We start from the raw sequence: 21,342 nt of genomic DNA, 5'->3' as shown, positions 1-21,342 counted from the left end.
CCGCGCTGTCGAAGGTTAGTCGCCGCCAGCCCGGGCGTTGGATGCAGCCACGTACGAAATAATTTCCGACATTGAGCTGAACGACACCGTAGGCCGGTGCTCGGCCAGGATCGAGGGTTTGGCGTAGCCCCAGCAAACAGCGCCGCAATCCAGCCCCACCGCGCGGGCGGCTTCGATGTCGCGGGTCTCGTCGCCGATGCAGATGACCTTGTCGCGCGAAACGCCGCGCGCGGTCACCTGCTTGAACTTGCGGGCCTTGCCGAACAGAGACGCGCCGCAGGAATAGAGACTGATCAGTTCGGAGAGCTCCGGCCCCAGCACCCGACGGATAACGTCTTCGCTGTTGGAACTGACCACCGCGATCTTCACGCCAGCCGCGTGCAAAGCGCGCAGCATCTTGGCCGTCTCGGGGAACAGCGGGATCGTATGGGCGTCGGCGGCCATCAGCTTCTTGCCGGCTCGCGCGATCAAAGGGAGCTTCCAGGGCGAAACACCCAGATAACGAATGACTTCCCGCGTGCTGCGCCCGCGCAGCATCTCGATCTCATCTTCGGTTACGGTCTTGAACCCGTAGCGGCGCGCCATCGGATTGACCGCGCGCATCATCCACGCGGCGCTGTCGGCCAGCGTGCCGTCGAAGTCGAAGATGACCAGCTCGTACCGCGAGACACCCTTATCCCCCACCCGCTCACAGTCCTCCTGAAAGCCGCGCGATCGCGGCCGCTCCTCCAAGTGATAGACCGATCCCCGAAAGCTTGTCGTCCTAAACTTGATCGGACGCGCTTCGAAGCCGCCGCGCCTAGCCCAGCGCGGCGTCGTAGAGATCCGGCTTAAAGCCGACCAGACGCCGTTCTCCAAGATCGAGGACTGGACGCTTGATCATCGAAGGGTTCGCCAGCATCAGACCGATCGCTTTCTCGCGGTCGATGTTCTGCTTGTCGGCCTCATCCAGCTTGCGGAAGGTGGTTCCAGCGCGGTTCAGCAGCGGCTCCCAGCCCAGCTCGTCCACCCAGGCCTCAAGGCGCAAACGGTCTATCCCGGAGGCCTTGTAGTCGTGGAAGGCATAAGCCCGCCCATGGTCCTCCAGCCACTTGCGGGCCTTGGCGACCGTGTCGCAATTCTTGATGCCGTACATCGTCAGGGTCATGGCCGTCTTCCTCGGCGAATCCGCGTCACGTCAGGCTCTAGAGGAGCGGCGGCGGCCCGCCAACCTCAGCCGACGAGGCTCCAGCTCTTCAGCACGATGTGGCGAGTCTGACCCAACTTGCTTTGGACGAGGACGAAGCGGTCAACGGTCCAGCCGATTGGGGCAATGGTCTGGGCCGGCGCGATCTGTGCGTCATAGAGAAGCGTCACATGAGGGACAAACGCCTTGTCCGGCTTCAGGCCAACCTTGGCCATCTCCAGCGCGAGCTTCTGCTGGAAGCCGACCAGAGCCTGGACGCCCTCACCGCCTTGCAGCGTGAATGGATTGTTTCCCGGACGGTTCGCGAAGCTCAGGGCGCGGTCGAACACCACCTCAAACGGTGCGGTCGCCAGCGCCTCGCCGGCGGCCTCGCCCTTGCGCACGATGTCGGCGGGCAGACCCACATAGTCGCCCAGGTGATGCAGGGTGACATGGAAACGATCGGTCTGCAGGGGCTGGCCCCGCAACTGAAGAACGTCACGCAGCCGGCGCGCCTCCGCCGCGATCCGCTGGGCGGCGGCCGGATTCGGATACAGTAGAAACATCAGCCGGTCGGTCGGTGTCGGCGGGTCGAACCCCGGCAAACCCATTTGCATCATTTAAAGCCTAGGAGGTGCGACCGGAGGCGTCGACGCGGGTCCAAACCTGCGACTTGCAGAGAAAGTTTGGCAGCAGGCAGCCCTTGGCGCGCAGCGACGCGCGATCCAGCAGCCGCACTTGTCCCGAGAACGTCATGTTCAAATCGGGCACGAACACCCGGCCCTTCCAGTCGCTTGGACCGGTCGGCGAAAAATCACGCAACAGCTGCATGCCGACCAGCTCGCGGTTGCTGCCCTTTCGCACATCCGCCTGGGCTTCGGCGTTAGCCCAGACGACATTACCGCAAGTGCCCTCGCCACAAGGCTTGATCTCAATGTGAACGCTGCCCTTGGGATTGCGCCAGACACCATAGAGGTCCGCCGTGCGCGGCGGCGTCGGATCGGCCGCCTGGGCCGCCTGGGCCGCCTGCGCGGTCGCCAAGGCCATACCTAAGATCGCAAGTCCCAGCACCGCTCGGTTCATACTGACCTATCCTTTCGCCGCTCGGGTAACAGGTACACGCGGGCCTGAAGCCCCATGTGACAACGCCTATATCGCCCCTTCGCGGTTTACAGCAGCGAATTGAGCGCTCCGGCGTAACGCCTCAACGCGAGATGGGATCTGCGCTGTTGAAGAATGAAAGCCGCCACCGTCACGATACTGATGAAATTCTGCTTCAGAAGGGCGGTTCGTCGTCCGTCGTTGACGGAAAATCATGCCTGGCGGGGGAACGCTATGAATCGTTTGAATCTGGTCGCGGGTCTTCTGGTTATCGCGGCCGCCGCGCCGGTCTTGGCCCAGACATCGCCGACAGTTGGCGTCATCCGCTCCACGACACCCACCGTCCAGGGCGGCGCAAATGGCGTGGCGCTGCTGCGCGATTCGACCGATCCGACCAAGAGCGTCATCGTCGCCAGCGGAAAGCTTGGCGGGCTGGAGCTCTACAGCCTGCGGGGTGACCGCATCGCCGCCGTACCCGGCGGCGAGATCGACGCCGTGGACGCACGAGAGGATGGCGCCCGCAGCCTGATCGTCGCGCTCGACCGGCAGGCCGGCCGCCTACGCCTGTTCTCTCGCGACCAGGTGAGCGGCCAAGTCGCGGCGATCGACGCGCGCCCTTTATTGCTGGGCTACTCCGGTGAGGGCGTTTGCCTGCATCGCAGCCCCCGCGATGGGGCTCTCTACGCCTTCGCCATGGGGCGCGACGGCCAACTGGATCAGTGGCTGCTGTTCCAAGCCGCCGACGGCAAGATGGATGGCCGCCCAGTGAGGCGCCTGAGTCTTTCGTCGGAAGCCAAGTTCTGCGTCGCCGACGACGCTAGCGGAGCGCTCTACGTCGCCCAGGCCGCAGTCGGGATTTGGCGCTACGACGCAGATCCGGAAGCCGAACCGGTTCCCACGATCGTCGACATCAATCGACTCGGCAAAGTCGCCGGCGAGGTCGAGGGCCTCGCCATCATCAATGGCGGCAAGGCGGCGGATTTCCTGGTGGCCGCCAATCCGGACCAGGGCGACTATAATGTCTACGATCGCTCCGCCGATGATCGCTTCGTCGGGAGCTTCCGGATCGAGGCAAACGGCACGGCGGCTATCGCCAAGCCTTCTGGCCTGTTTGGCCTTCGCGCGCCCCTCGACCGGGATTTCTCCGCCGGCGCCCTGCTGATCGCCGATGATCGAAATGGCGGCGGAGACACGAAGCTGATCTCGTGGGCCGATGTCGCCGCCGCGCTGAAGCTGCCGCTCGGCCAAGACGTCGTAGAGGCGACGCCAAGCGCGCTGGCGCTGGTCCGCCCCACCATGGAGACCGAGCCTGTCGATCATGACGGCGACGCCGCCGACGACCCGGCGATCTGGGTCCATCCGACGGATCCGGCCAAAAGCGCCATCATCGCCACCGACAAGAAAGGCGGCATGCTGGTCTACGACCTGTCGGGAAAGCGCCTGCAGTACATGGCCGACGGCAAGATGAACAATGTCGACCTGCGCGGCGGATTCAAGCTGGGCGGCAAGGCCGTAACCCTGGTGGCGGCCAGCGACAGGACGCACAAGGCGATCGCGCTTTACATCATCAATCCCGAAACCCGTCTGCTGACCAGCGTGGCGGACGGCGTGCAGGCCACGAACCTCTCGGACCCCTACGGCCTTTGCATGTATCGCGACCGCAAGGGCGAGACCTTCGTGTTCGTCAGCGATCCTGACGGCCTTGTCCGTCAGTGGAAGCTGATCGCCACACCAGCCGGCAAGGTCCGCGCCCAACCCGTGCGCGACATCCGCTTCGACACCCAGACCGAAGGCTGCGTCGCCGACGACGAAACGGGCGCACTTTATGTCGCCGAGGAGGACGTCGCGCTCTGGAAACTGGGCGCCGACGCCAAGGCCGGCTCGAACCGAAAGCTCATCGCCCGGATCGGCGAAAATCCTGCGCTCAAGGACGACCTCGAAGGGGTAGGCCTGTACATCCAGCCGAAGGGCAAAGGCTACCTGGTCGTCTCCAGCCAGGGCAACAACAGCTATGCCGTGTTCCGCCGGGAGGGCGACAACGCCTATGTCGGCAGCTTTGCTGTCACCGCCAATGGCGACAATGGCGTCGACGGCATTTCCGAAACTGATGGTCTGGAGGTTACGAGCACGCCGCTGGGCTTCGGGCTTGAGGCGGGCGCCTTCGTCGCCCAGGATGGCCGCAACATCGCCCCGCCCGAGCACCAGAACTTCAAGCTGGTCCCATGGTCAGCGATCGCGGCGAAGCTGAAGCTGTAATACCCTTGGCCTTCAGCCCGCGCGCGCTCTCACGGCCCTGGCGACAACCGGGGCCAGGGCTTCACCGATACGCTTGGCGCCGCTTGCGTTGGGATGGATGCCGTCTCTCTGCATAAGCGCGGGATTGCCGCTCACGCCAGCCAAGATGTTGGCGTAGAGCGGCACGCCAAACTCGCGCGCCAAGTTGGGAAAGATCGCGTTGAACTCCCGGGCGTATGCGGCGCCAATCGCGGGCGGGGCGGCGACGCCGACCAGGACCGCGCCCACGCCCCGAGCCTTCAGCTTCTGAAGAACCCCGCGAAGGTTGGCCATGGTCTGAGCGGGATCAACGCCTTGCAAAAGGTCATTGCCACCCAGTGCGACGACACAGACCCGGGTGTCGTTGGCCACGCTGAAGCCGACACGCGCCAAGCCGCCGCCGCTGGTGTCACCGGAAACGCCGGCTGCGCGCACGACAACGGACACGCCTCGCCGCGCGAGCGCCGCCTGCAGCTGGGCAGGCATGGCGTCGCGCGCCGTTAGCCCTAGGCCCGCCGTGATGGAGTCTCCAAGAACGGTCACCACGGGCGGCTTGGGTGCGGCGGCGATCTGGCTCAGCAGGCCAAGGCCCAGCAAAAATCGACGACGACTGGGAAAACGGTGTGCGGTCGAGCTCATGTCTTCCTATGTAGTTCAGTCGCCGGCGGAACAAGGACCGGCCTTGCAGGAAGCCCTATGACCGACGTCCAGCCGCACGCCCCCCTGGTCCTCGACGCCGTCACCCTCACCCTGCCCTCGGCAGCCGGTCCCGTGAACATCCTCAGAGGCGTCGACTTGATCGTCGCCGCCGGCGAGCGCGTGGCGATCGTGGGCCCCTCGGGCTCGGGCAAGTCCTCGTTGATCGCGGTGGGCGCGGGGCTGGAAGAACCGACCGCCGGAACGGTACGGCTGTTCGGCGAAGACCTGGCCAAACTGGACGAGGACGGGCGGGCCCGGTTGCGGCGAGGTCGCGCGGCCCTGGTGTTCCAGTCTTTCCACCTGCTGCCCAACATGACCGCCGAAGAAAACGTCGCAACGCCCCTGGAGATCGCTGGGGCGCGCGACACCGCCGCCACCGCCCGGGACTGGCTGGCGCGCGTGGGTTTGGCGGGACGCTTGACCCACTATCCGCATCAGTTGTCGGGTGGCGAGCAACAGCGCGTGGCGCTGGCTCGCGCGCTGGCCGCGCGTCCCGCCCTGCTGTTCGCCGACGAGCCGACTGGCAATCTGGACGGTGCGACCGCCGGCTCGGTCGCCGATCTGATGTTCAATCTCGTGGACGAGGTCGGGGCCGCCCTGATCATGGTCACGCACGACCCGGGCCTAGCCACGCGCGCTGACCGCATCGTGCGGATGGCGGACGGTCGGATCCAAGACTGACCATGGCGCTTCAACTTCCCCTGGCCTTTCGTCTGGCCGCGCGCGAGCTGCGCTCGGGCGTGCGCGGCTTTCGCATCTTCCTGGCCTGCCTGGCGCTGGGCGTCGCCGCGATCGCTGCCGCGGGCTCGACCGCCGAAGCTTTCCGCCAGGGCCTGGCCAGTCAGGCGCGCGAGATCCTGGGCGGCGACCTGTCGTTCTCAATCGAGAACCGCGACTTCACACCAGAGGAACGCGCCGCGATCGGTCGGCTGGGGCCGACGACCTATTCCGCCAGCGCCCGAGCCATGGCGCAGGCGCCCAGCGGAGACCGTCGCTTGGTCAGCCTGCGCGGCGTGGACGAACGCTTTCCTCTCGCCGGCGCCGTAAAGCTGAACGGCGCGCCAAGCCTCGCGGCCGCGCTCTCTGACCAGGAGGGGCTGCCCGGCGCAGCGGTCGAACCGGCGCTGCTGGATCGTCTGAATCTCAAGATTGGCGACCGGTTCGAAGCCGGGACCGTGACCCTTGTCGTGCGCGCGCGATTGGTTAGCGAGCCCGACGGCTTGTCGCGGGGCTTCGCCATCGCGCCCCGCGTCCTGATCCGAGAAGATGTGCTGGAACGCTCCGGTCTGCTGACGCCGGGCGGTCTGTCCGGGCGTACAGTCCGCGTGGCCCTGCCTCCAGGCCAGGACCCTCGCGCCACCGGTCAGGCGATCCAGAAGGCTTTCCCGGACGCGCGCTTCAGGATTCGTGACCGCATCGACGCCGCGCCGGGCGCGCGCCGTCTGATCGACCAGCTAGAATACTTCCTGGGCTTCATCGGCCTGGCCTCGCTGGTGGCGGGGGACTCGGCGTGGCCGGCGCGGTCTCAGCCTATCTGTCGACGCGCGAACCCGCGATCGCTGTTCTTAAGGCGCTAGGCGCGCGCAGCGGCCTGATCCGCGACCTCCACCTGATCCAGATTGGCGTTCTGGCGCTGCTGGGCGTGTCGATTGGTCTTGCGATTGGGGCCGCCGCGCCGTTGCTTCTCGGTCAGCTTGCCGGCTCCAGCTTGCCTATCCCCGCGCTATTCAAGATCTACCCCTGGCCGCTGGTAAAAGCCGGCCTGTTCGGACTCCTTGCGGCTGCGGCGTTCTCCCTCGTTCCCCTGGCCCGGGCGAGGGCCACGCCGCCTTCGGCGCTGTTCCGCCGCGCGCCAAAGGCCCGCCTCCCCCTGGGCGTGGAAACGGCCGGCGCCATCGTCGCGGGGGTTGGCCTCGCGACGATGGCCGTCGCCACCGCGCCCACACCCATGGCAGCGGCGATCATGATGGCGGGTGTCGCTGTGGCCTTCGCCCTGCTGGCCGCGCTGGGCCGGGCCGCAGCCTTCGTGGCGGGACGCGCGCGCGGCCTCACGCGCGGACCTGTCAAGCTCGGCCTGGCCAACCTGGCCGGACCAGGCTCGGCGGCGCACACCGCCAGCCCCGCCATCGGCCTAGGCGTCGCCCTTCTGGCCTGCGTGGTGCTGATCCAATCGGCCTTGCTGGCTCAGGTCAGCGACGTCGCCCCGCGCACCGCGCCCGCCATGGTCTTCACCGAGATTCCCGCCGACCGCGCCCAAGCTTTCGACGCCGCCGTCGCCAGCGTGACCGGACCGCTCAATGCCGAAACCTATCTGCGCATGCCTTTCGCCACGGGCCGGATCGTCGCGGTCAAGGGCAAGCCCATCGACGTCAAGGCCACTAAGCCATCGGAACGCTGGGCGTTCGACAATGACATCAGCCTCTCTCTGTTTGCCAAGGAGCCCCGCAACGCCGGCGTGGTCGCCGGCCAATGGTGGCGCGCCGACCATGCGGGCCCGCCGCAGGTCGCGATGAACGTCGAAATCGCCGAGGCCGCCGGCCTGAAGGTCGGCGACACCATCACCGTTCTCGTGCTGGGCCGAGAGATCGAGGCGCGCATCGCAGCGCTCAGAAAGGTCGATTTCGGTGGCTTCGGGCCGAACTTCGCCTTGATCTTCAATCCCGCCACCTTGGAGGGCGCGGACCTGCGCAGCGTCGCGATCGCGCGGATGGGCCGCGACCAAGAGGCGACGCTGACCCGAACGCTCGGAAAGGCGTTTCCGGGCGTGAATGTGATCAGCGTCCGCGAACAGCTGGACGCAGCAGCGGCCCTGTTCGACCGGCTGGCCCTGGCGGTTCGCGGCGCCGCGGCCGTCGCCGGCTTAGCTGGCCTGCTGGTGCTCGCCGGCGCGATCGCGGCTGGCGCTCGCGCTCGCGCTCGCGAAGCAGCCACTCTGAAGGTGCTGGGCGCGACCCGATCGCAAATCCTCGCCGCCTATGTCATCGAGTACGGCGCGGTCGGTCTGATCGCCGGTTCGGCCGGGGTTCTTCTTGGCTTCGCCGCAGCATGGCCCGTCGTGGTCAAGGTGTTCGAGGCCAGCTGGAGCGTCGACTGGAGCGGCGTGCTACTGCTGCTCGCGGGCGCGACGTCACTGACCACCCTGGGCGGCCTGATCGCCGCAAGTCTAGCGCTGTCCCAGCGGCCAGCGCCCGTCCTACGCGGCGACTAGCCGTCCTCCAAGTGTAAGCGGACGAAAGAGGCAAGCCGCCGCCATAAGAGCGCTTATCCTCTAAGCCGCGCTCAAGCGATACAGCGCCGCGCCATGCGACGGCAGGTCCGCCTGGATCCTGTCCCGGACGCGACCGGTATCGCTCCGACTCCAGAGGTCGCGCACTCGCACGCTCGCCGGCAGGCCCAGGAGGCCCAGCGCCACCCCAACGACCCGCGCCTTCTCTCCGGTGTTGAACAGTGCGACGTAAGCATCTCCGTTTGTGGCCCTGGCGGTCCAGACCCGAACGCCGTCCTCGACGAAATGCGGTCGGTTGGCGCTGGACGTCTGATTGACCGCGATCACCTCGGGATTGGTCAGCAGCGCCTTGGTCGGCGCATCGAGATGGCGAAGGTCCCCACCCATGATCAGCGGCGAGCGCGCGATGGACCAAAGGGTCATCAGCGTGCGCTGTTCGGCCGGTGTGAACTTGGTGTCACGCTCCCCGAGCGCCAGGCGCCCCAGCGGCAGCATGTCCGCATCGGGCCAACCGCCCTGGCCGATGTAGGGCGACCAGTTCTCCAGTCGCGTGAACTGCGCGTCCAGCATCTTCCAGTCGTCCCAGAAGTCGTCCGAGATGCGCCACATCTGGGCGTGGCGGCGGGCGTGGTCGCCGCGAACGACAGGCGTCTCGCCGGGCGACATCGAGAGCATCATCGGCCGTCCCGTCCGGCCGATCGCGCGGTGGATCGCCTCGATCTCGGCCATGTGAGCGTCATAGGGCCGGCTGAGGTCGTCGACCTTGACGAAATCGACGCCCCAGGAGGCTAGCAACGCGAAGACGCTGTCATAATAGGCTTGGGCGCCGGGCTTGCTCATGTCGACGCCGTACATGTCGGGGTTCCACGAGCAGATGCTCGTCCGATCAACGATATCGGCGATGGCGATATCGGTTCCCTTGACCTTCAGCCCCTGCTCCACGGCCAGGCGCGGCGCGCCGCGCATCAGGTGGACGCCAAACCGCAGCCCAAGGGCGCGCACTTTGTCGGCCAGCGGCTTAAAACCCTTGCCGTCCACCGCCGAGGGAAAGCGATTGGGCGCCGGCAGCAGACGGCCATGGGCGTCCATCGTTGGGACCGGCTTGGCGGCGTATTGATAGCTGCTGGCCGTGGGCTCGTACCACTGGATGTCCACCGTCAGGATGTCGTAGCCGGCGGGCAGCAGCTCGCGCGCCATGATATCGGCCTGCTCCAGCGTTTGCGCCTCGGTGATGGTGGTAGCGAAGCTGTTCCAGCTGTTCCAGCCCATGGGTGGCGTCGGCGCCAGCGCAGGCGTCTTCCGCGCCTTAGGCTTCGAGAGAGCGACGCCTGGAGCCGCGCCCAGCAGGGCAGCCCCGCCGAGGAGGGTCCGGCGGCTGGTGTTCAAGGACGTCATGCGAACTCCATTGAATTCAGGTCTATCTGCAAGTCGCACCGGCGATCAGCTCGACCTCGGCGACCTGAACCGCAGCGCCGCCCTCGATCCGCAGGCGGAAGCGGTCATAGGCCTTGGGTGTCAGGGCGAAAGCGCGGGTGGCGTGACGGTGCGCGAAGGTCTGCCCTTGGCGATGGTCCAGGCCCAACCACGCCTTGCCGTCATAGCCCTCCAACCGCCAGCCAGTAGGATCGGCGGCGATCTGACCGACGCTCAACGTATAAGCCTTCACGCAGGCCTTGGCCGGTAAGATGAAGGTCGCGACCTGACCGGGCTTGGCGGTCCAGACGGTCGAAGTCTTTCCATCGACGAGGCTGGGCTGATCGGCTCGCGCTGTCAGCACCGCACCGTCATACATCCACTGGCCGGGCTGATCGCTCATGCTCAGGGACAGGACGCCCCCACCCAGCAGCTGAGCCTGCGAGACGGACGGACCAGAGAGGGGCTTTCCGTTGAGGCTGGCGCGCGCGATGTACGGCCGCCCCGCCCCAGCGTTGTTCGCCTTGATCTCCAGCGTCTTGCCATTCTCCAGCCGGATGACGCTGCGAGCGTGGCGCGGCCCGTGAAGGTAGTAGAGGTCGCTTCCCAGCTTGGGGAACAGGCCCAGGCTGTTGAACACAAAGTTGGAGCTCATGGCCCCCGCGTCCTCATCGCCCGGATAGGCGGTTTCGGTGAAGTGCTTGGCCACCTCTCCCGCCCAATGCGACGACAGGTCCGCCCTCCCCAGATCGTGGAACAGCCAGGGCGTGGAGAAGGACGGTTCGTTGGTGATGTCGATCAGATCCGCGTCGAGCGCGTGGTTCAGGCGCTCATTGAAGCGCACGCGCCCACCCATCGACTCGATCAGGTTGGGCAGATCGTGCAGCACGCCGTACGAATAGATCCAGGCCGTGCCCTCGTAGTAGCCGACATTATTGTGGACCTTACCGTCCCAGCCCAGCTTGGGGTCGATGTCCTGGAACCGCCCGTCGGCGTAGCGCGGCATGAGGAAGCCCGAAAAACCGTCGCTGGTCGCCTGAGCGTTCCAAATCTTCCGCCAGTTCGAAGAGCGCGCGATCAGAGTCTTGGCCGCCTCCTCGTGGCCAGCCCGCGCCGCCACCTGAGCGGCGTAGAAGTCATTCAGCGCGAAGCCCAGAGTGGAAGAGCCTGACTTGGCGCGCTGATTGTTGGGCTCGGGGCTCCTATCGCCGACCGCGAAATAGCCGCTCTCCAGATAGCGCGGTCGGCGCCGCTCGAAAGCGTTGAAGCGGGTAACGCGCCAGGCGTCTTTCCAGTCCACGCCTTTCGCGCCGCGTAGCAGGGCTTCGCCGATCACATTGTCGACCTCGTCGCCCCCTTGGCCGACATGATAGTTCTGGCCGCCGATGATCGCCGTATCGGCCGCGCCGAACTTGTCGAAGGTATGAATCAGCGAGTTGACGTTGGCGCTGTAGAGGCTGGGCCTCAGCACCGACATCAGCGGAAACAGGGTCCGGTATGTGTCCCAGAGCGTGTAGTGCTCATCCCAGTTTGGTCGTCCAAGCGCCTTGGCCGGCTGGTCCAAGCTGCGGTCCCGCGGGTGGGTCGAGGCGTGATAGAGCGCGGTGTAGAAGCGGCGTGCCTGGGCGTCCGTCATACCGTCGACGCGCACTTGCCCAAGGCGCTCGTCCCAAGCCGCTTGGGCCTCACGACGGACCCGCTCGAAACTCCAGTCGGGGATGTCCCGGTCCAGCAGGGCCTTGGCGGTCTCGGCGCTGGTGAACGACACCGCGATCTTGACCAGAACAGGCTTGTCGGGAGCCGTTCTGAAGGTCAGCCAAGCGCCCAAGCGCTCGTCCGGACCGGTCCGACCATCGCTGGCGCCCACCTTGCGCTCGGCCCTTTCGAAAACGCCGTAGCCGTCCGGCGCCTGGCTGACCTCGGCCACGAACCAGATGTCGATCAGAGCTGGGTTCCAGTAACCCTTGGCTTTGACGTGACCGACCATTCGCCGCTCGGCGGGTAGCCAGCGCACCTCGGCCTGCTCGGAAGCCACGAGACCGCCGATCTTGCGGGTGACGTCGAAAACCAGCTGGGCCTGATCGGTCTTCGGGTAGGTCAGCCGGTAGATAGCAGCATAGTGCGCCGGCGTGATCTCGACCTTCGTGTCATAGCGGACCAGCCGCACCGAATAGGCGTCGGCGGCCATCACCTCGTCGATCTTGGGCGACAGGTGCGCGGCCTCGTCGAAAACAGCCTCGCCGACCTGCGGGGACAGCAGGAACGTCCCATAGGTCGTCACGCCGCCCGATCCTTGCGAGTGCAGTTGGGCGAAGCCGCTAATCGGCTCGGCGGGATTGTAGCCCGCGTTGCTGGCGTTCAGCGTGTCTGGCGACGGATGGATGGAGCCGTTCGGCCGCGTGGGCCCTGGGATCGTGTCGCCCTGGTTGTCGTTGCCCAGGCCCACGGACAGCTCCGGGAGCCGGAAAAAGGCGCTCTTTGGCGCGGATCCGGGGGCGGCCTGGACGATCGAGGCGGAGAACGCCAACGCCAGGACACAGAACAAGGTTTGCGCGCGTGGCCACATAGACAACTCTTCCCGATATCCGCCCTATGGTCCTTGGCGCACGGCGGCGTTCTGTGAGCACGCCGCTCGGCGCCTGCCTAATTGGCCTGACCTATTTCACCCGTATCAGGCCGCAACGACGACTTCAATCGAAGCGAAGACCTTTTCTCAAAGCACAAGCCGGCGTTTCAGGTCGAAAAATTAGATGATCACAACAACCCGCAAAAACTGATTGGCCAGACCAAAACCTCATCCATTTGCAGCAATCCAGTATGAGCGCGAGGCGTTAGCGTGGTTCAGCCTCGCAACCCAAGCGCCCCGCTCCGCTGGGCGCGGGATCACACTTGCGGAGACGCTCCGATGGTCAGGGCTTGACCTCGTTGATCGCGCCGTCCGGGGCGTAGGTCAGAGGCGTCAGGGTGATGGATCGGCGATGGTCGCCGCCGCCGGGCAGCAGGTTGTCGTGATAGAACAGCCAGCTGCGCCCCTCGGCCTCCATGATCGCCTGATGGTTGGTCGAGATTTTGCGATAGTCGAGGATCACGCCCTTGTAGGCGTAGGGGCCCATCGGCGACGTGGAGACGGCGTAGACGATCTGTCCTGGCCAGCCGGTCGAGAAGCTGAAGTAGTAGAGCCCATTCCGCTTATGCAGGAACGGGGCTTCGCCATACTTCTTCTTGGGGTCGCCGGCTGGAAAGCCGGTGATCACCAGGTCCTGGATCGGCCCCGCCAGGCTGATCATGTCGGCGCCCAGCCTGACGATCTTGGGGACCCGCGTGCCGAAGACGAGATAGGCTTGGCCGTCGTCGTCGATAAGCACTTGGGGGTCGATCGGCTCGGCGCCGGCGTTGGCGTCGCGCGCCTTGTCGACCAGCGGGGCGCCGATGGCGTCGACGAATGGCCCTTCGGGCCGCGACGCGACGGCGACGCCGATCTTGTCGCCGCCTACGGGCGCGTAGAAATAGTACCGACCATTATGGTGCGCGGCTTCCGGCGCCCAGGCCTTGGCGTCTGGCCGGGCCCACTTGAAGGCGGTTACGGCCATGAAGGCGCCCGCGTCGTCCCAGCGCTTGAGGTCCTTGGACGTGTAGAGGCGCCAGGTCGTGGAGTCCCAATAGGTTCCCGAGTTCGAGGCGTCGTCGGTGGCGTACACATAGTAGCGCCCGCCAAACGCATGCGGCGACGGATCGGCGCTGAAGCGCGGGGTGATCGGCTCGGCCGCGTAGGCCGGGAGGCTCGCCAGCGCCGCGACCGCGAGGCCGCTCCGAAGAATGTTTCTCCAGGTCATGTGTCACAATCCTCGTATGCGCTGGCATCGCTGCGGCGGACGCTGACGGGGGCGGGGGCGTAGGCAAGACCGACGCAGTACTCCACATGTCGTCTCGCCGACGCCGCCTGTCATTCTTGAAGCATCCGCGCCCCGCCGATACCGGCGAGGCGAGTCGCTATGAACTAAAGCACGCCGTCGATTCGCAAGGCCACGCCAAACGGATGCAACGCGGCGTCAGGCACGACGACGTGCAGGCCGGCGCGATCCTGACGGAAGGACAAGGGCGTCTTGTCCCCCGCCAGAGTGACCCGCCTGACCGCGCGCCGCGCGTGGGGACCGCCCTGAGCCAGCGAGACGACACTCACCTGCCCTGCCTCGGGCTGCCCGAGGGTCATGGCGTAAAGCGCCTTTCCCTTGGTGGTGAAGCGGATGTCCTTGGCGGTAAACGGCTTCTGCTTGCCCTCGCTGAACATGCCCGTGGCCACCGAGGTTGGCCCCTCGCCGTAGACCGCCCAGGGGCGGGTCCCATAGATCGCGTCGGAAAACCGCCCCATCCAGCCGCCAATCTCCTCGACGATGCGCCGCTCCTCGGAGTCGATCGTCCCGTCGCCACGCACAGGCACGCTGAGCAAAAGGTTACCGTTCTTGGAGACGATGTCGCAGAGGCGGTGGATCACTTCCGCAGCCGGCAGGTAGTGTTTCTTGTCGAAGATCTCACGGCTGTAGTGCCATGAGCCGATGCAGGTGTCGGTCTGCCAAGGCGTAGGGCTGATCTCGGCGCGCAGACCGCGTTCCACGTCGGCGACGACACCAGGAACCTTGCGATCTCCGGGTTTGATGTTGACCACGGCCTCCAGCTTGCCGCCATGCCAACGCATGGAGGCGTTGTAGAAGTGCGCCGTGACGTCCAGACCGGCCTGCTCGAGCGGCAAGTCGTAGTTATCGAAATAGACGAGGTCGGGCTTGTAGCTGTCGATCAGATCCTTGCAGCGCAGGTACCACTGGCGGACGAAGGCCGGATTGTTCAGCGGCGCCTTCTCATTCCAGACGCGGTCATTGGCCTCGCGCCACTTGTCGGCCTCGGCGATGCTCGTGAAGCCAGGCGGCAGAGGCATCACCGCGCCGCCGTAGAGTTCCTGCGGATCAAGGCCCTCCCACCAGGTTCCCTGCCCATCGGCCTTGAACCGCTTGAAGGCGTCATAGCGCTCCCCGCGCCGAGGGCCTTCGGGGTCATAGCCATAAGCCGTCTGGAACCAATGCCAAGTGTGCGCCGAGTGGTTCGACACGCCGAACCGAAGGCCCCGCTTGCGGGCCGCCTTTTCCCAGATTCCGATGATGTCCTTCTTGGGCCCGATGCGAACGCTGTTCCAGTCGTGGAACTTGGAGTCATAAGCGTCGAAGTTGTCGTGATGGTTGGCCATGGCCACGAAGTACTTGGCCCCAGCCTTCACATAGAGATCGAGCAGATCGTCAGGGTTCCAGTTCTCTGCGCGCCACTGCGGATAGATGTCCATGAAACCGGTATCGGCGGGATGGCCGTAGGTCTTCAGATGATGGTCATAGGCTCGGCTGCCTTGCTCATACATTCCGCGAGCATACCAGTCGCCCGCTTCCGGGACGCACTGAGCGCCCCAGTGGGCCCATAGGCCGAACTTGGCGTCGCGAAACCAGTCGGGAGTCTCGTAGCCTGCGTTCAGCGAGTCCCATGTCGGCTTGAACGGCCCATCGGCGATCCTGTCGAACCCAGGCGGCGCCAACATCTCGGCCTTCGCGCTCGCGGCGGCCATGCTTGCGGCAGCGACCCCGCCAAAAAGATCGCGTCTTGTAGGCCCCATAACGTTCCTCGATCCGTGGGCGCATCGGTCATTCGCGCCGACGCTGTTGAACTTGCGTACCAAAGAATTTTATTGATGCAATGCTTTTTACTAACGATAAGCGGAATGCAGCGACTGCAATCGCTGGACACGAGAGCGCGAAGGCGCCGGACAGTTTGGGAGAGAAGATGACTAGGGCACGTCAGGACGGGTCGCTTCTGACCCAGGCGATCATCATCGCGCTGTTCTTTCTCTGGGGCGTCGCAAATAATCTGAATGACGTGCTGATCCCGCACCTGAAGAAGGCGTTCTTCCTTTCGGATCTGCAATCGGGCCTCGTGCAGTCTGCCTTCTACCTCGGATACTTTTTCCTCGCCCTGCCAGCCTCGATCGTCATGAGGCGATATGGCTACAAGACTGCGGTTCTGGTCGGCCTTAGCCTGTTTGGCCTTGGCGCTCTGATGTTCTACCCGGCCGCCGCCGTTCTCGAGTACCCTCTCTTTCTGGCCGCCCTCTTCGTCATCGCGTCGGGACTGGCGTTCCTGGAAACCTCGGCCAATCCGCTGATCACCGTCCTGGGCGATCCGGCGACCTCCGAGCGCCGCCTGAACTTCGCCCAGGCCTTCAATCCGCTGGGCTCGATCACGGCGGTCGTCCTGGGCGGCCAGTTCATCCTTTCCGGCGTCGAGCCGACCCAGGCGCAGTTCGACGCCATGAGCGCGGCGCAATTGGCCGCTTTCCAGGCGCAGGAAGCCCGATCGACCCAGGTCCCCTATCTGGTCATCGCCGCCGTCGTTTTTGCCTGGGCGCTTCTCGTGGCCTTCACGCGCTTCCCCGCCGCCGCAACCCGGCCACAGAAGGAAGACGTCGCCAACGCCCCGTCGGCGAGCACGGCGATCGCCGCCTTGCTCCGTCGCCCACACTTCCTGTTCGGCGTGATGGCGCAGTTCTTCTACGTCGGCGCGCAGGTCGGCGTGTGGAGCTACATGATCCGCTATGCCCAGCACGAGGTCGGCATGGGCGAGAAAACGGCTGCAACCTACCTCACCTGGTCGCTTGTCGGCTTCATGGTCGGACGCTTCGTGGGGACCGCGGCGATGGTCAAGGTCAGCCCGAATAAGCTGATGGCGGCGTTCGCTGCGATCAATACGGCTTTGACGCTCTTCGCGGCGTTTGCCGGCGGCGAGTCTGGCCTCCTCGCTCTGGCCGCGACCAGCTTCTTCATGTCGATCATGTTCCCGACCATCTTCGCGACGGCCATCAAGGGCCTTGGTCCACTGACCAAGACCGCATCGTCGTTCCTCGTCATGGCGATCATTGGCGGCGCGGTCTTTACCGCCCTGATGGGCGCGGTCTCGGACCTCAGCGCCATCAACTACGCCATCCTCATCCCCAGCGCCTGCTTCGCGGTCGTCGCGGCCTACGGCCTGTCAGCGGCGCGCGCGGCTTTGTCCACCGACACCAACTCCGCTCCGAAGGCGCCTCTCGCATGATGAACACCCTGGTTTGCACAGCGCCGGGCGAGCTAGTCTTGGAGCAACGCCCTCGCCCCGTTCCTGCCGAGGGCGAGGTTCTGGTCCGTATTCGCCGCGTTGGAGTCTGCGGCACGGACATGCACATCTTCCGTGGCACGCAGCCCTACCTCGCCTACCCGCGGATCATGGGACACGAGCTGGCGGGAGAGGTGGTCTCGGCGCCGGACAACGTCGATCTCGCGCCTGGCGACACCGTCTACGTCATGCCGTACATGTCGTGCGGCGCCTGTTCGGCCTGCCGCAAGGACAAGCCCAACTGTTGCCGCAACATCCAAGTGCTCGGCGTCCACGTCGATGGGGGGCTTGCGGAATATCTCTGTGTCCCGGCCAAGTTCGTGGGCAAGGCCTCGGGCCTGTCCCTGGATGAGGCGGCCATGGTCGAGTTCCTGGCCATCGGCGCCCATGCGGTGCGCCGCGCCCGGATCACGCCTGGACAAAGCGTCCTCGTCGTTGGCGCGGGCCCCATCGGTATCGCCGCAGCCCTGTTCGCCAAGCTCGCGGGCGGGGTCGTCACGGCGCTGGACGGTCGGCGCGATCGCCTGGACTTCTGCGCCGAACACATCGGCGTCGACCACACCGTCGATCTCGGTCCGGACGCCGCCCATCAACTGGGCATGCTAACGGAGGGCGACTTCTTCGACGTGGTTTTCGACGCGACCGGCAATCCGAAAGCCATGGAAGCAGGGTTCGCCTATGTCGGCCACGGCGGGGCTTACGTTTTGATCTCGGTCGTCAGCGCCGACATCACGTTCTCCGACCCGGAATTCCACAAGCGCGAGACGACGCTGCTGGCCAGTCGAAACGCCACGCTGGAGGACTTCGAAATGGTGGTGGAGACGATCCGTGCTGGCAAGGCGCCCATGCGCGCCTTGAACACGCACAGTGGCCGGCTGTCCGATCTTGCGACCGATCTGCCCCAATGGATGACGCCCGAAGCGGGCGTGATCAAGGCGATCGTCTCGTGCTGATCGACGCCCATCAACACTTTTGGCGTATCGGACAGAACGATTGTGTCTGGCCAACATCCGATCTCGCGGCGATCCACCGGGACTTTGAACCTCGCGACCTGCGGGATGTAGCCGGCCCGGATCTGGTCGGGGCGGTAACGGTCCAGTCCCAGGCGAGCGACGCCGACACCGACTGGTTGCTGCGGCTCGCCTACGAAGAGCCCCTCGTTCTTGGCGTGGTCGGCTGGGTCGATCTTCTCTCGCCGCAGGCGCCCGCGCGGATCGCGTCGCTGTCCGCTCACCCGAAGTTCAAGGGCGTGCGACCCATGCTGCAGAACCTGCCCGATGACGCCTGGATCGCGCGCTCGGAGCTGGCGCCGGCGATCGACGCCCTGGTGACCTATGATCTGTCGCTGGACGCCCTGGTCCTCACGCGTCACCTGCCGCACCTGCTGACCCTGGCGACGCGGCGGCCCGATCTGCGGATCGTTATCGACCACGGCGCAAAGCCGCCGATCGCTCGCGACGCGTTCGACGAATGGGCCGACGCAATGTCCCGGCTCGCCGCCCTGCCCCAAGTGCATTGCAAGCTCTCGGGCCTACTGACCGAGGCGAGACCCGATCAGCCGCCGGAGGTGATCACCCCGTATGTCGATCAGCTGATCGCGCTGTTTGGGCCGGATCGTTTGATGTGGGGCAGTGACTGGCCGGTGGTGAACCTCGCGACGGACTACGCCGCATGGCTCGAGCAAGCGAGAAGAGTCCCCGCCCTGCGCGCGCCCACGTTCGCTCAAGCGGTATTCTCGGACGTCGCGCGTCGGTTCTATCGTCTGGATGCAGGACTGTGATGAAGCCCCGCCGACCCGATCTGCCCCGTCTCGGCTTTGGCGCCGCAGCGCTCGGAAACCTCTATACGTCGGTCTCGGATGGGACCGCTCGGGCGGCGGTCGACGCCGCGCTCGCCGCCGGCGTCGACTATTTCGACACCGCGCCGCATTATGGCTTCGGCCTCAGCGAGAGCCGGCTGGGCGACCTGCTTCCCCGCTCTGCCAAGATTTCCACGAAGGTGGGCCGGCGGCTCGAACCCATCGACGCCCCAGCCGACGCCGTGCGGCATGGGTTCGCCGGCGCGGCGCCGTTCGAGCCCGTGTTCGACTACAGCTACGACGGCGTGATGGCGGCGTTCGAGGCTAGCCTCGCACGGCTGGGTCGCGACCGGGTCGACGTACTTCTGGCTCATGACCTGGGTCGCATGACCCACGGCGACGCGCACTCGGCGCAGCTGAAGACTTTCCTCGAAGGCGGCTACCGGGCGATGGTCGAATTGCGCGAGGCGGGCCTCGCCGGCGCCATCGGTTTGGGCGTGAATGAGTGGGGGGTTTGCCTGGAGGCCTCATCCCACACCGATTTCGACGTCTTCCTGCTAGCCGGCCGCTACACGCTTCTGGAACAGTCGGCGCTCGACAGCTTCCTTCCGATCTGCGCTGCCAAGGGCGTGTCAGTGATCGTCGGCGGCCCCTTCAATTCGGGCGTCCTGGTCGAGGATGCGACCTCTGGGGCGCCGCTGCACTATAACTACGAACCAGCCCCCCGCGAGATCATCGAGCGCGTGGCGCGTCTTAGGGCGGTGTGCCGCGACCACGGCGTCGCCCTGCCCGCTGCGGCCCTGCGCTTCCCGCTCGCCCACCCCGCCGTGACCAGCGTCATTCCAGGCCTGGCGTCCGCCACTCAGGTGACCCAGGCGCTTGGCTGGCTCGCCGCGCCGATCCCGTCGGCGTTCTGGCGGGACCTGCGCCAGGCCGGGCTGCTCCATGCCGACGCGCCCGTCCCCGAGGACGAGGTGCGCGCATGAGCATGGTTCTGCTGCATCCGGACGACAACATCCTGGTTCTTGCCGCGCCGATCCGGGCTGGCCAGACGCTGCAGATCAACGGTCAATCCATCGTCGCCGCCAGCGACGTTGCGGTCGGCCACAAGATCGCCCGTCGCGCGCTTTCGATCGGCGAGAAAGTGCTGAAGTACGGCGCGCCCATCGGTTCGATGACCGCCCCTGCTGAGCCCGCCGAGCACGTGCACATGCACAATATGAAGAGCGACTACATCGCCAGCCACACACGCCAGGCGACAGGCGAGGATCCGGCATGAGCATTCAAGGCTATCTCCGTTCCGACGGCCGTAAGGGAATCCGCAACGTGGTGGCCGTGGCCTATCTGGTCGAGTGCGCCCACCACGTGGCCCGCACGATCGTCACGCGAAGCGACGATCCCGACGTCCACCTGATCGGCTTTCCCGGCTGCTATCCAAACGCCTACGCCCTCAAGGTCATGCAGGCGATCGGTACGCACCCGAACGTCGGCGGCGTGCTGCTGGTCTCGCTGGGCTGTGAGAGCTTCAATCGCGAGGCGCTGGCGGCGACGGTCGCCGCCAGCGGCCGCCCTGTCGAAACCCTGATCATCCAGGAGAGCGGCGGCACGGCCGAGACCATCCGCAAGGGCGTCGAGGCGGTCGCCCGTCTCAAAGCCCAGGCCGCCGCCACGCCTCGGGTCTCGATGGCTGTGTCCGAGCTGGTCATTGGCACGATCTGCGGTGGCTCGGACGGCACCTCCGGCATCACGGCCAATCCCGCCGTGGGCCGCGCCTTTGATCGCCTGGGCGCAGCGGGAGCAGCCTGCGTGTTCGAGGAGACGGGCGAGCTGGTAGGCTGCGAGAAGATCATGGCCAGCCGCGCGATCACGCCCGAACTGGGCGCGGAACTCGAAGCCAGCGTTCGCAAGGCAGAGGCCTATTACACCGTCATGGGCTACGGCAGCTTCGCGCCAGGCAACGCCGAGGGCGGCCTGACGACCCAGGAAGAAAAATCGATGGGGGCCTATTCCAAATCAGGCTCGGCCCCGATCGTCGGCATCCTCAAGCCAGGCGATCATCCTCCGACGGGCGGCCTCTATCTGCTGGACGTCGTTCCCGACGGCGAGGTTCGGTACGGGTTCCCCAACATCTCGGACAACGCTGAAATCGTCGAGCTGATCGCCTGCGGCGCCCACCTCACCCTATTCACCACGGGCCGGGGTTCAGTTGTCGGCTCGGCGATCTCGCCGGTGATCAAGGTCTGCGCGAACCCAGAGACTTATCGCAAGCTCGCGGGCGACATGGACATCGACGCCGGCCGGATCATGGAAGGCCGCGGAACGCTGGACGAAGTGGGCGATGAGATCTTCGACCTTGTCCTCGCCGTCGCTGGCGGTCAGCGAACGGTGTCCGAGGCCCTTGGGCATCAGGAATTCATTCTAACCTACAAGGCCTTCGACCCGATCGGTCCGGCCTGCCTGCCGCTGCGGCGCGCGAGCTAAGGAACA

At 65.8% G+C, this 21,342-nt stretch carries 17 protein-coding genes and 1 pseudogene; 9 read left to right on the top strand and 9 right to left on the bottom strand.

The features are described from left to right. Positions 1-15 precede the first annotated feature (15 nt). The 4 genes from CSW59_RS09045 to CSW59_RS09030 form a co-directional block, all read right to left on the bottom strand. On the bottom strand, positions 16-732 hold the full coding sequence (locus tag CSW59_RS09045; RefSeq protein WP_369825759.1) for an HAD family hydrolase: 717 nt from the start codon (positions 730-732) through the stop codon (positions 16-18). 67 nt (positions 733-799) lie between these two features. Next, positions 800-1,147 (bottom strand): ArsC family reductase, encoded by a 348-nt coding sequence (locus CSW59_RS09040; RefSeq protein WP_099443727.1) that lies wholly within the window; start codon positions 1,145-1,147, stop codon positions 800-802. Positions 1,148-1,212: 65 nt separating this feature from the next. Continuing rightward, positions 1,213-1,776 carry a 2'-5' RNA ligase family protein gene (locus CSW59_RS09035; RefSeq protein WP_369825758.1) on the bottom strand — a complete coding sequence of 188 codons (564 nt, stop codon included), beginning with the start codon at positions 1,774-1,776 and terminating at the stop codon, positions 1,213-1,215. 16 nt (positions 1,777-1,792) lie between these two features. Then, a complete protein-coding gene (locus CSW59_RS09030) occupies positions 1,793-2,248 on the bottom strand; it encodes a DUF2147 domain-containing protein (protein WP_099443725.1) in 456 nt (151 codons plus the stop codon). Between the two features lie 252 nt (positions 2,249-2,500). Here CSW59_RS09030 and CSW59_RS09025 point away from each other — a divergent pair, with 252 nt between their 5' ends. Next, positions 2,501-4,522, top strand: coding sequence for a phytase (locus tag CSW59_RS09025; RefSeq protein WP_099443724.1), 2,022 nt, complete (start codon positions 2,501-2,503; stop codon positions 4,520-4,522). Positions 4,523-4,534: 12 nt separating this feature from the next. On the opposite strand, the gene CSW59_RS09020 is transcribed toward CSW59_RS09025, so the two are convergent. Beyond that, complete coding sequence (locus CSW59_RS09020) at positions 4,535-5,179, bottom strand: arylesterase (protein WP_099443723.1); 645 nt, start codon at positions 5,177-5,179, stop codon at positions 4,535-4,537. Between the two features lie 57 nt (positions 5,180-5,236). Between CSW59_RS09020 and CSW59_RS09015 the strand changes: the two genes are divergently transcribed. Continuing rightward, a complete protein-coding gene (locus CSW59_RS09015; RefSeq protein ID WP_099443722.1) occupies positions 5,237-5,920 on the top strand; it encodes an ABC transporter ATP-binding protein in 684 nt (227 codons plus the stop codon). Between the two features lie 2 nt (positions 5,921-5,922). Then, a pseudogene (locus CSW59_RS09010) lies at positions 5,923-8,447 on the top strand (ABC transporter permease). Between the two features lie 60 nt (positions 8,448-8,507). On the opposite strand, the gene CSW59_RS09005 reads toward CSW59_RS09010, so the two are convergent. The 4 genes from CSW59_RS09005 to CSW59_RS08990 form a co-directional block, all read right to left on the bottom strand. Further along, complete coding sequence (locus tag CSW59_RS09005; RefSeq protein WP_099443721.1) at positions 8,508-9,860, bottom strand: glycoside hydrolase family 27 protein; 1,353 nt, start codon at positions 9,858-9,860, stop codon at positions 8,508-8,510. 22 nt (positions 9,861-9,882) lie between these two features. Beyond that, positions 9,883-12,444, bottom strand: coding sequence for a GH92 family glycosyl hydrolase (locus CSW59_RS09000; protein ID WP_099443720.1), 2,562 nt, complete (start codon positions 12,442-12,444; stop codon positions 9,883-9,885). A gap of 343 nt (positions 12,445-12,787) precedes the next feature. Then, entirely contained in the window at positions 12,788-13,711 is a 924-nt protein-coding gene (locus CSW59_RS08995; RefSeq protein ID WP_099443719.1) for a family 43 glycosylhydrolase, read from the bottom strand. A gap of 164 nt (positions 13,712-13,875) precedes the next feature. Next, positions 13,876-15,528, bottom strand: coding sequence for an alpha-L-fucosidase (locus tag CSW59_RS08990; RefSeq protein WP_099443718.1), 1,653 nt, complete (start codon positions 15,526-15,528; stop codon positions 13,876-13,878). A 167-nt stretch (positions 15,529-15,695) separates the two neighbouring features. On the opposite strand from CSW59_RS08990, the gene fucP reads away from it, so the two are divergent. From fucP to CSW59_RS08960, 6 genes are read left to right on the top strand one after another with little or no spacing between them, the layout of a single operon-like run. Next, the gene (fucP, locus tag CSW59_RS08985; protein WP_099443717.1) at positions 15,696-17,000 is read left to right on the top strand and encodes an L-fucose:H+ symporter permease; all 1,305 of its coding nucleotides are present in this window, start codon (positions 15,696-15,698) and stop codon (positions 16,998-17,000) included. Further along, positions 16,997-18,010 (top strand): zinc-binding alcohol dehydrogenase family protein, encoded by a 1,014-nt coding sequence (locus CSW59_RS08980; protein WP_099443716.1) that lies wholly within the window; start codon positions 16,997-16,999, stop codon positions 18,008-18,010. Before fucP ends, CSW59_RS08980 begins: the two co-directional genes overlap by 4 nt. Continuing rightward, positions 18,004-18,837: an amidohydrolase gene (locus CSW59_RS08975; RefSeq protein WP_099443715.1), complete on the top strand. Its 834-nt coding sequence runs from the start codon at positions 18,004-18,006 to the stop codon at positions 18,835-18,837. Before CSW59_RS08980 ends, CSW59_RS08975 begins: the two co-directional genes overlap by 7 nt. Continuing rightward, positions 18,837-19,841 (top strand): aldo/keto reductase, encoded by a 1,005-nt coding sequence (locus CSW59_RS08970; RefSeq protein WP_099443714.1) that lies wholly within the window; start codon positions 18,837-18,839, stop codon positions 19,839-19,841. Before CSW59_RS08975 ends, CSW59_RS08970 begins: the two co-directional genes overlap by 1 nt. Then, positions 19,838-20,134 carry a UxaA family hydrolase gene (locus CSW59_RS08965; protein ID WP_099443713.1) on the top strand — a complete coding sequence of 99 codons (297 nt, stop codon included), beginning with the start codon at positions 19,838-19,840 and terminating at the stop codon, positions 20,132-20,134. Before CSW59_RS08970 ends, CSW59_RS08965 begins: the two co-directional genes overlap by 4 nt. Beyond that, entirely contained in the window at positions 20,131-21,336 is a 1,206-nt protein-coding gene (locus CSW59_RS08960) for a UxaA family hydrolase (protein WP_099443712.1), read from the top strand. Before CSW59_RS08965 ends, CSW59_RS08960 begins: the two co-directional genes overlap by 4 nt. Positions 21,337-21,342 lie beyond the last annotated feature (6 nt).

Origin of the sequence: Caulobacter sp. BP25 (assembly GCF_002737755.1) — a bacterium.
Lineage (GTDB): Bacteria > Pseudomonadota > Alphaproteobacteria > Caulobacterales > Caulobacteraceae > Caulobacter.
The sequence above is the reverse complement of the archived record's forward strand: the minus strand, read 5'-3'. Positions and strand labels throughout refer to the sequence as shown.

What these genes read in the sequence shown, in the direction of transcription:
- CSW59_RS09040 (WP_099443727.1), bottom strand. Translation starts at nt 1,147, where the DNA reads ATGACCCTGACGATGTACGGCATCAAGAATTGCGACACGGTCGCCAAG.
- CSW59_RS09035 (WP_369825758.1), bottom strand. Translation starts at nt 1,776, where the DNA reads ATGGGTTTGCCGGGGTTCGACCCGCCGACACCGACCGACCGGCTGATG.
- CSW59_RS09030 (WP_099443725.1), bottom strand. Translation starts at nt 2,248, where the DNA reads ATGAACCGAGCGGTGCTGGGACTTGCGATCTTAGGTATGGCCTTGGCG.
- CSW59_RS09025 (WP_099443724.1), top strand. Translation starts at nt 2,501, where the DNA reads ATGAATCGTTTGAATCTGGTCGCGGGTCTTCTGGTTATCGCGGCCGCC.
- CSW59_RS09020 (WP_099443723.1), bottom strand. Translation starts at nt 5,179, where the DNA reads ATGAGCTCGACCGCACACCGTTTTCCCAGTCGTCGTCGATTTTTGCTG.
- CSW59_RS09015 (WP_099443722.1), top strand. Translation starts at nt 5,237, where the DNA reads ATGACCGACGTCCAGCCGCACGCCCCCCTGGTCCTCGACGCCGTCACC.
- CSW59_RS09005 (WP_099443721.1), bottom strand. Translation starts at nt 9,860, where the DNA reads ATGACGTCCTTGAACACCAGCCGCCGGACCCTCCTCGGCGGGGCTGCC.
- CSW59_RS09000 (WP_099443720.1), bottom strand. Translation starts at nt 12,444, where the DNA reads ATGTGGCCACGCGCGCAAACCTTGTTCTGTGTCCTGGCGTTGGCGTTC.
- CSW59_RS08995 (WP_099443719.1), bottom strand. Translation starts at nt 13,711, where the DNA reads ATGACCTGGAGAAACATTCTTCGGAGCGGCCTCGCGGTCGCGGCGCTG.
- CSW59_RS08990 (WP_099443718.1), bottom strand. Translation starts at nt 15,528, where the DNA reads ATGGGGCCTACAAGACGCGATCTTTTTGGCGGGGTCGCTGCCGCAAGC.
- fucP (WP_099443717.1), top strand. Translation starts at nt 15,696, where the DNA reads ATGACTAGGGCACGTCAGGACGGGTCGCTTCTGACCCAGGCGATCATC.
- CSW59_RS08980 (WP_099443716.1), top strand. Translation starts at nt 16,997, where the DNA reads ATGATGAACACCCTGGTTTGCACAGCGCCGGGCGAGCTAGTCTTGGAG.
- CSW59_RS08970 (WP_099443714.1), top strand. Translation starts at nt 18,837, where the DNA reads ATGAAGCCCCGCCGACCCGATCTGCCCCGTCTCGGCTTTGGCGCCGCA.
- CSW59_RS08965 (WP_099443713.1), top strand. Translation starts at nt 19,838, where the DNA reads ATGAGCATGGTTCTGCTGCATCCGGACGACAACATCCTGGTTCTTGCC.
- CSW59_RS08960 (WP_099443712.1), top strand. Translation starts at nt 20,131, where the DNA reads ATGAGCATTCAAGGCTATCTCCGTTCCGACGGCCGTAAGGGAATCCGC.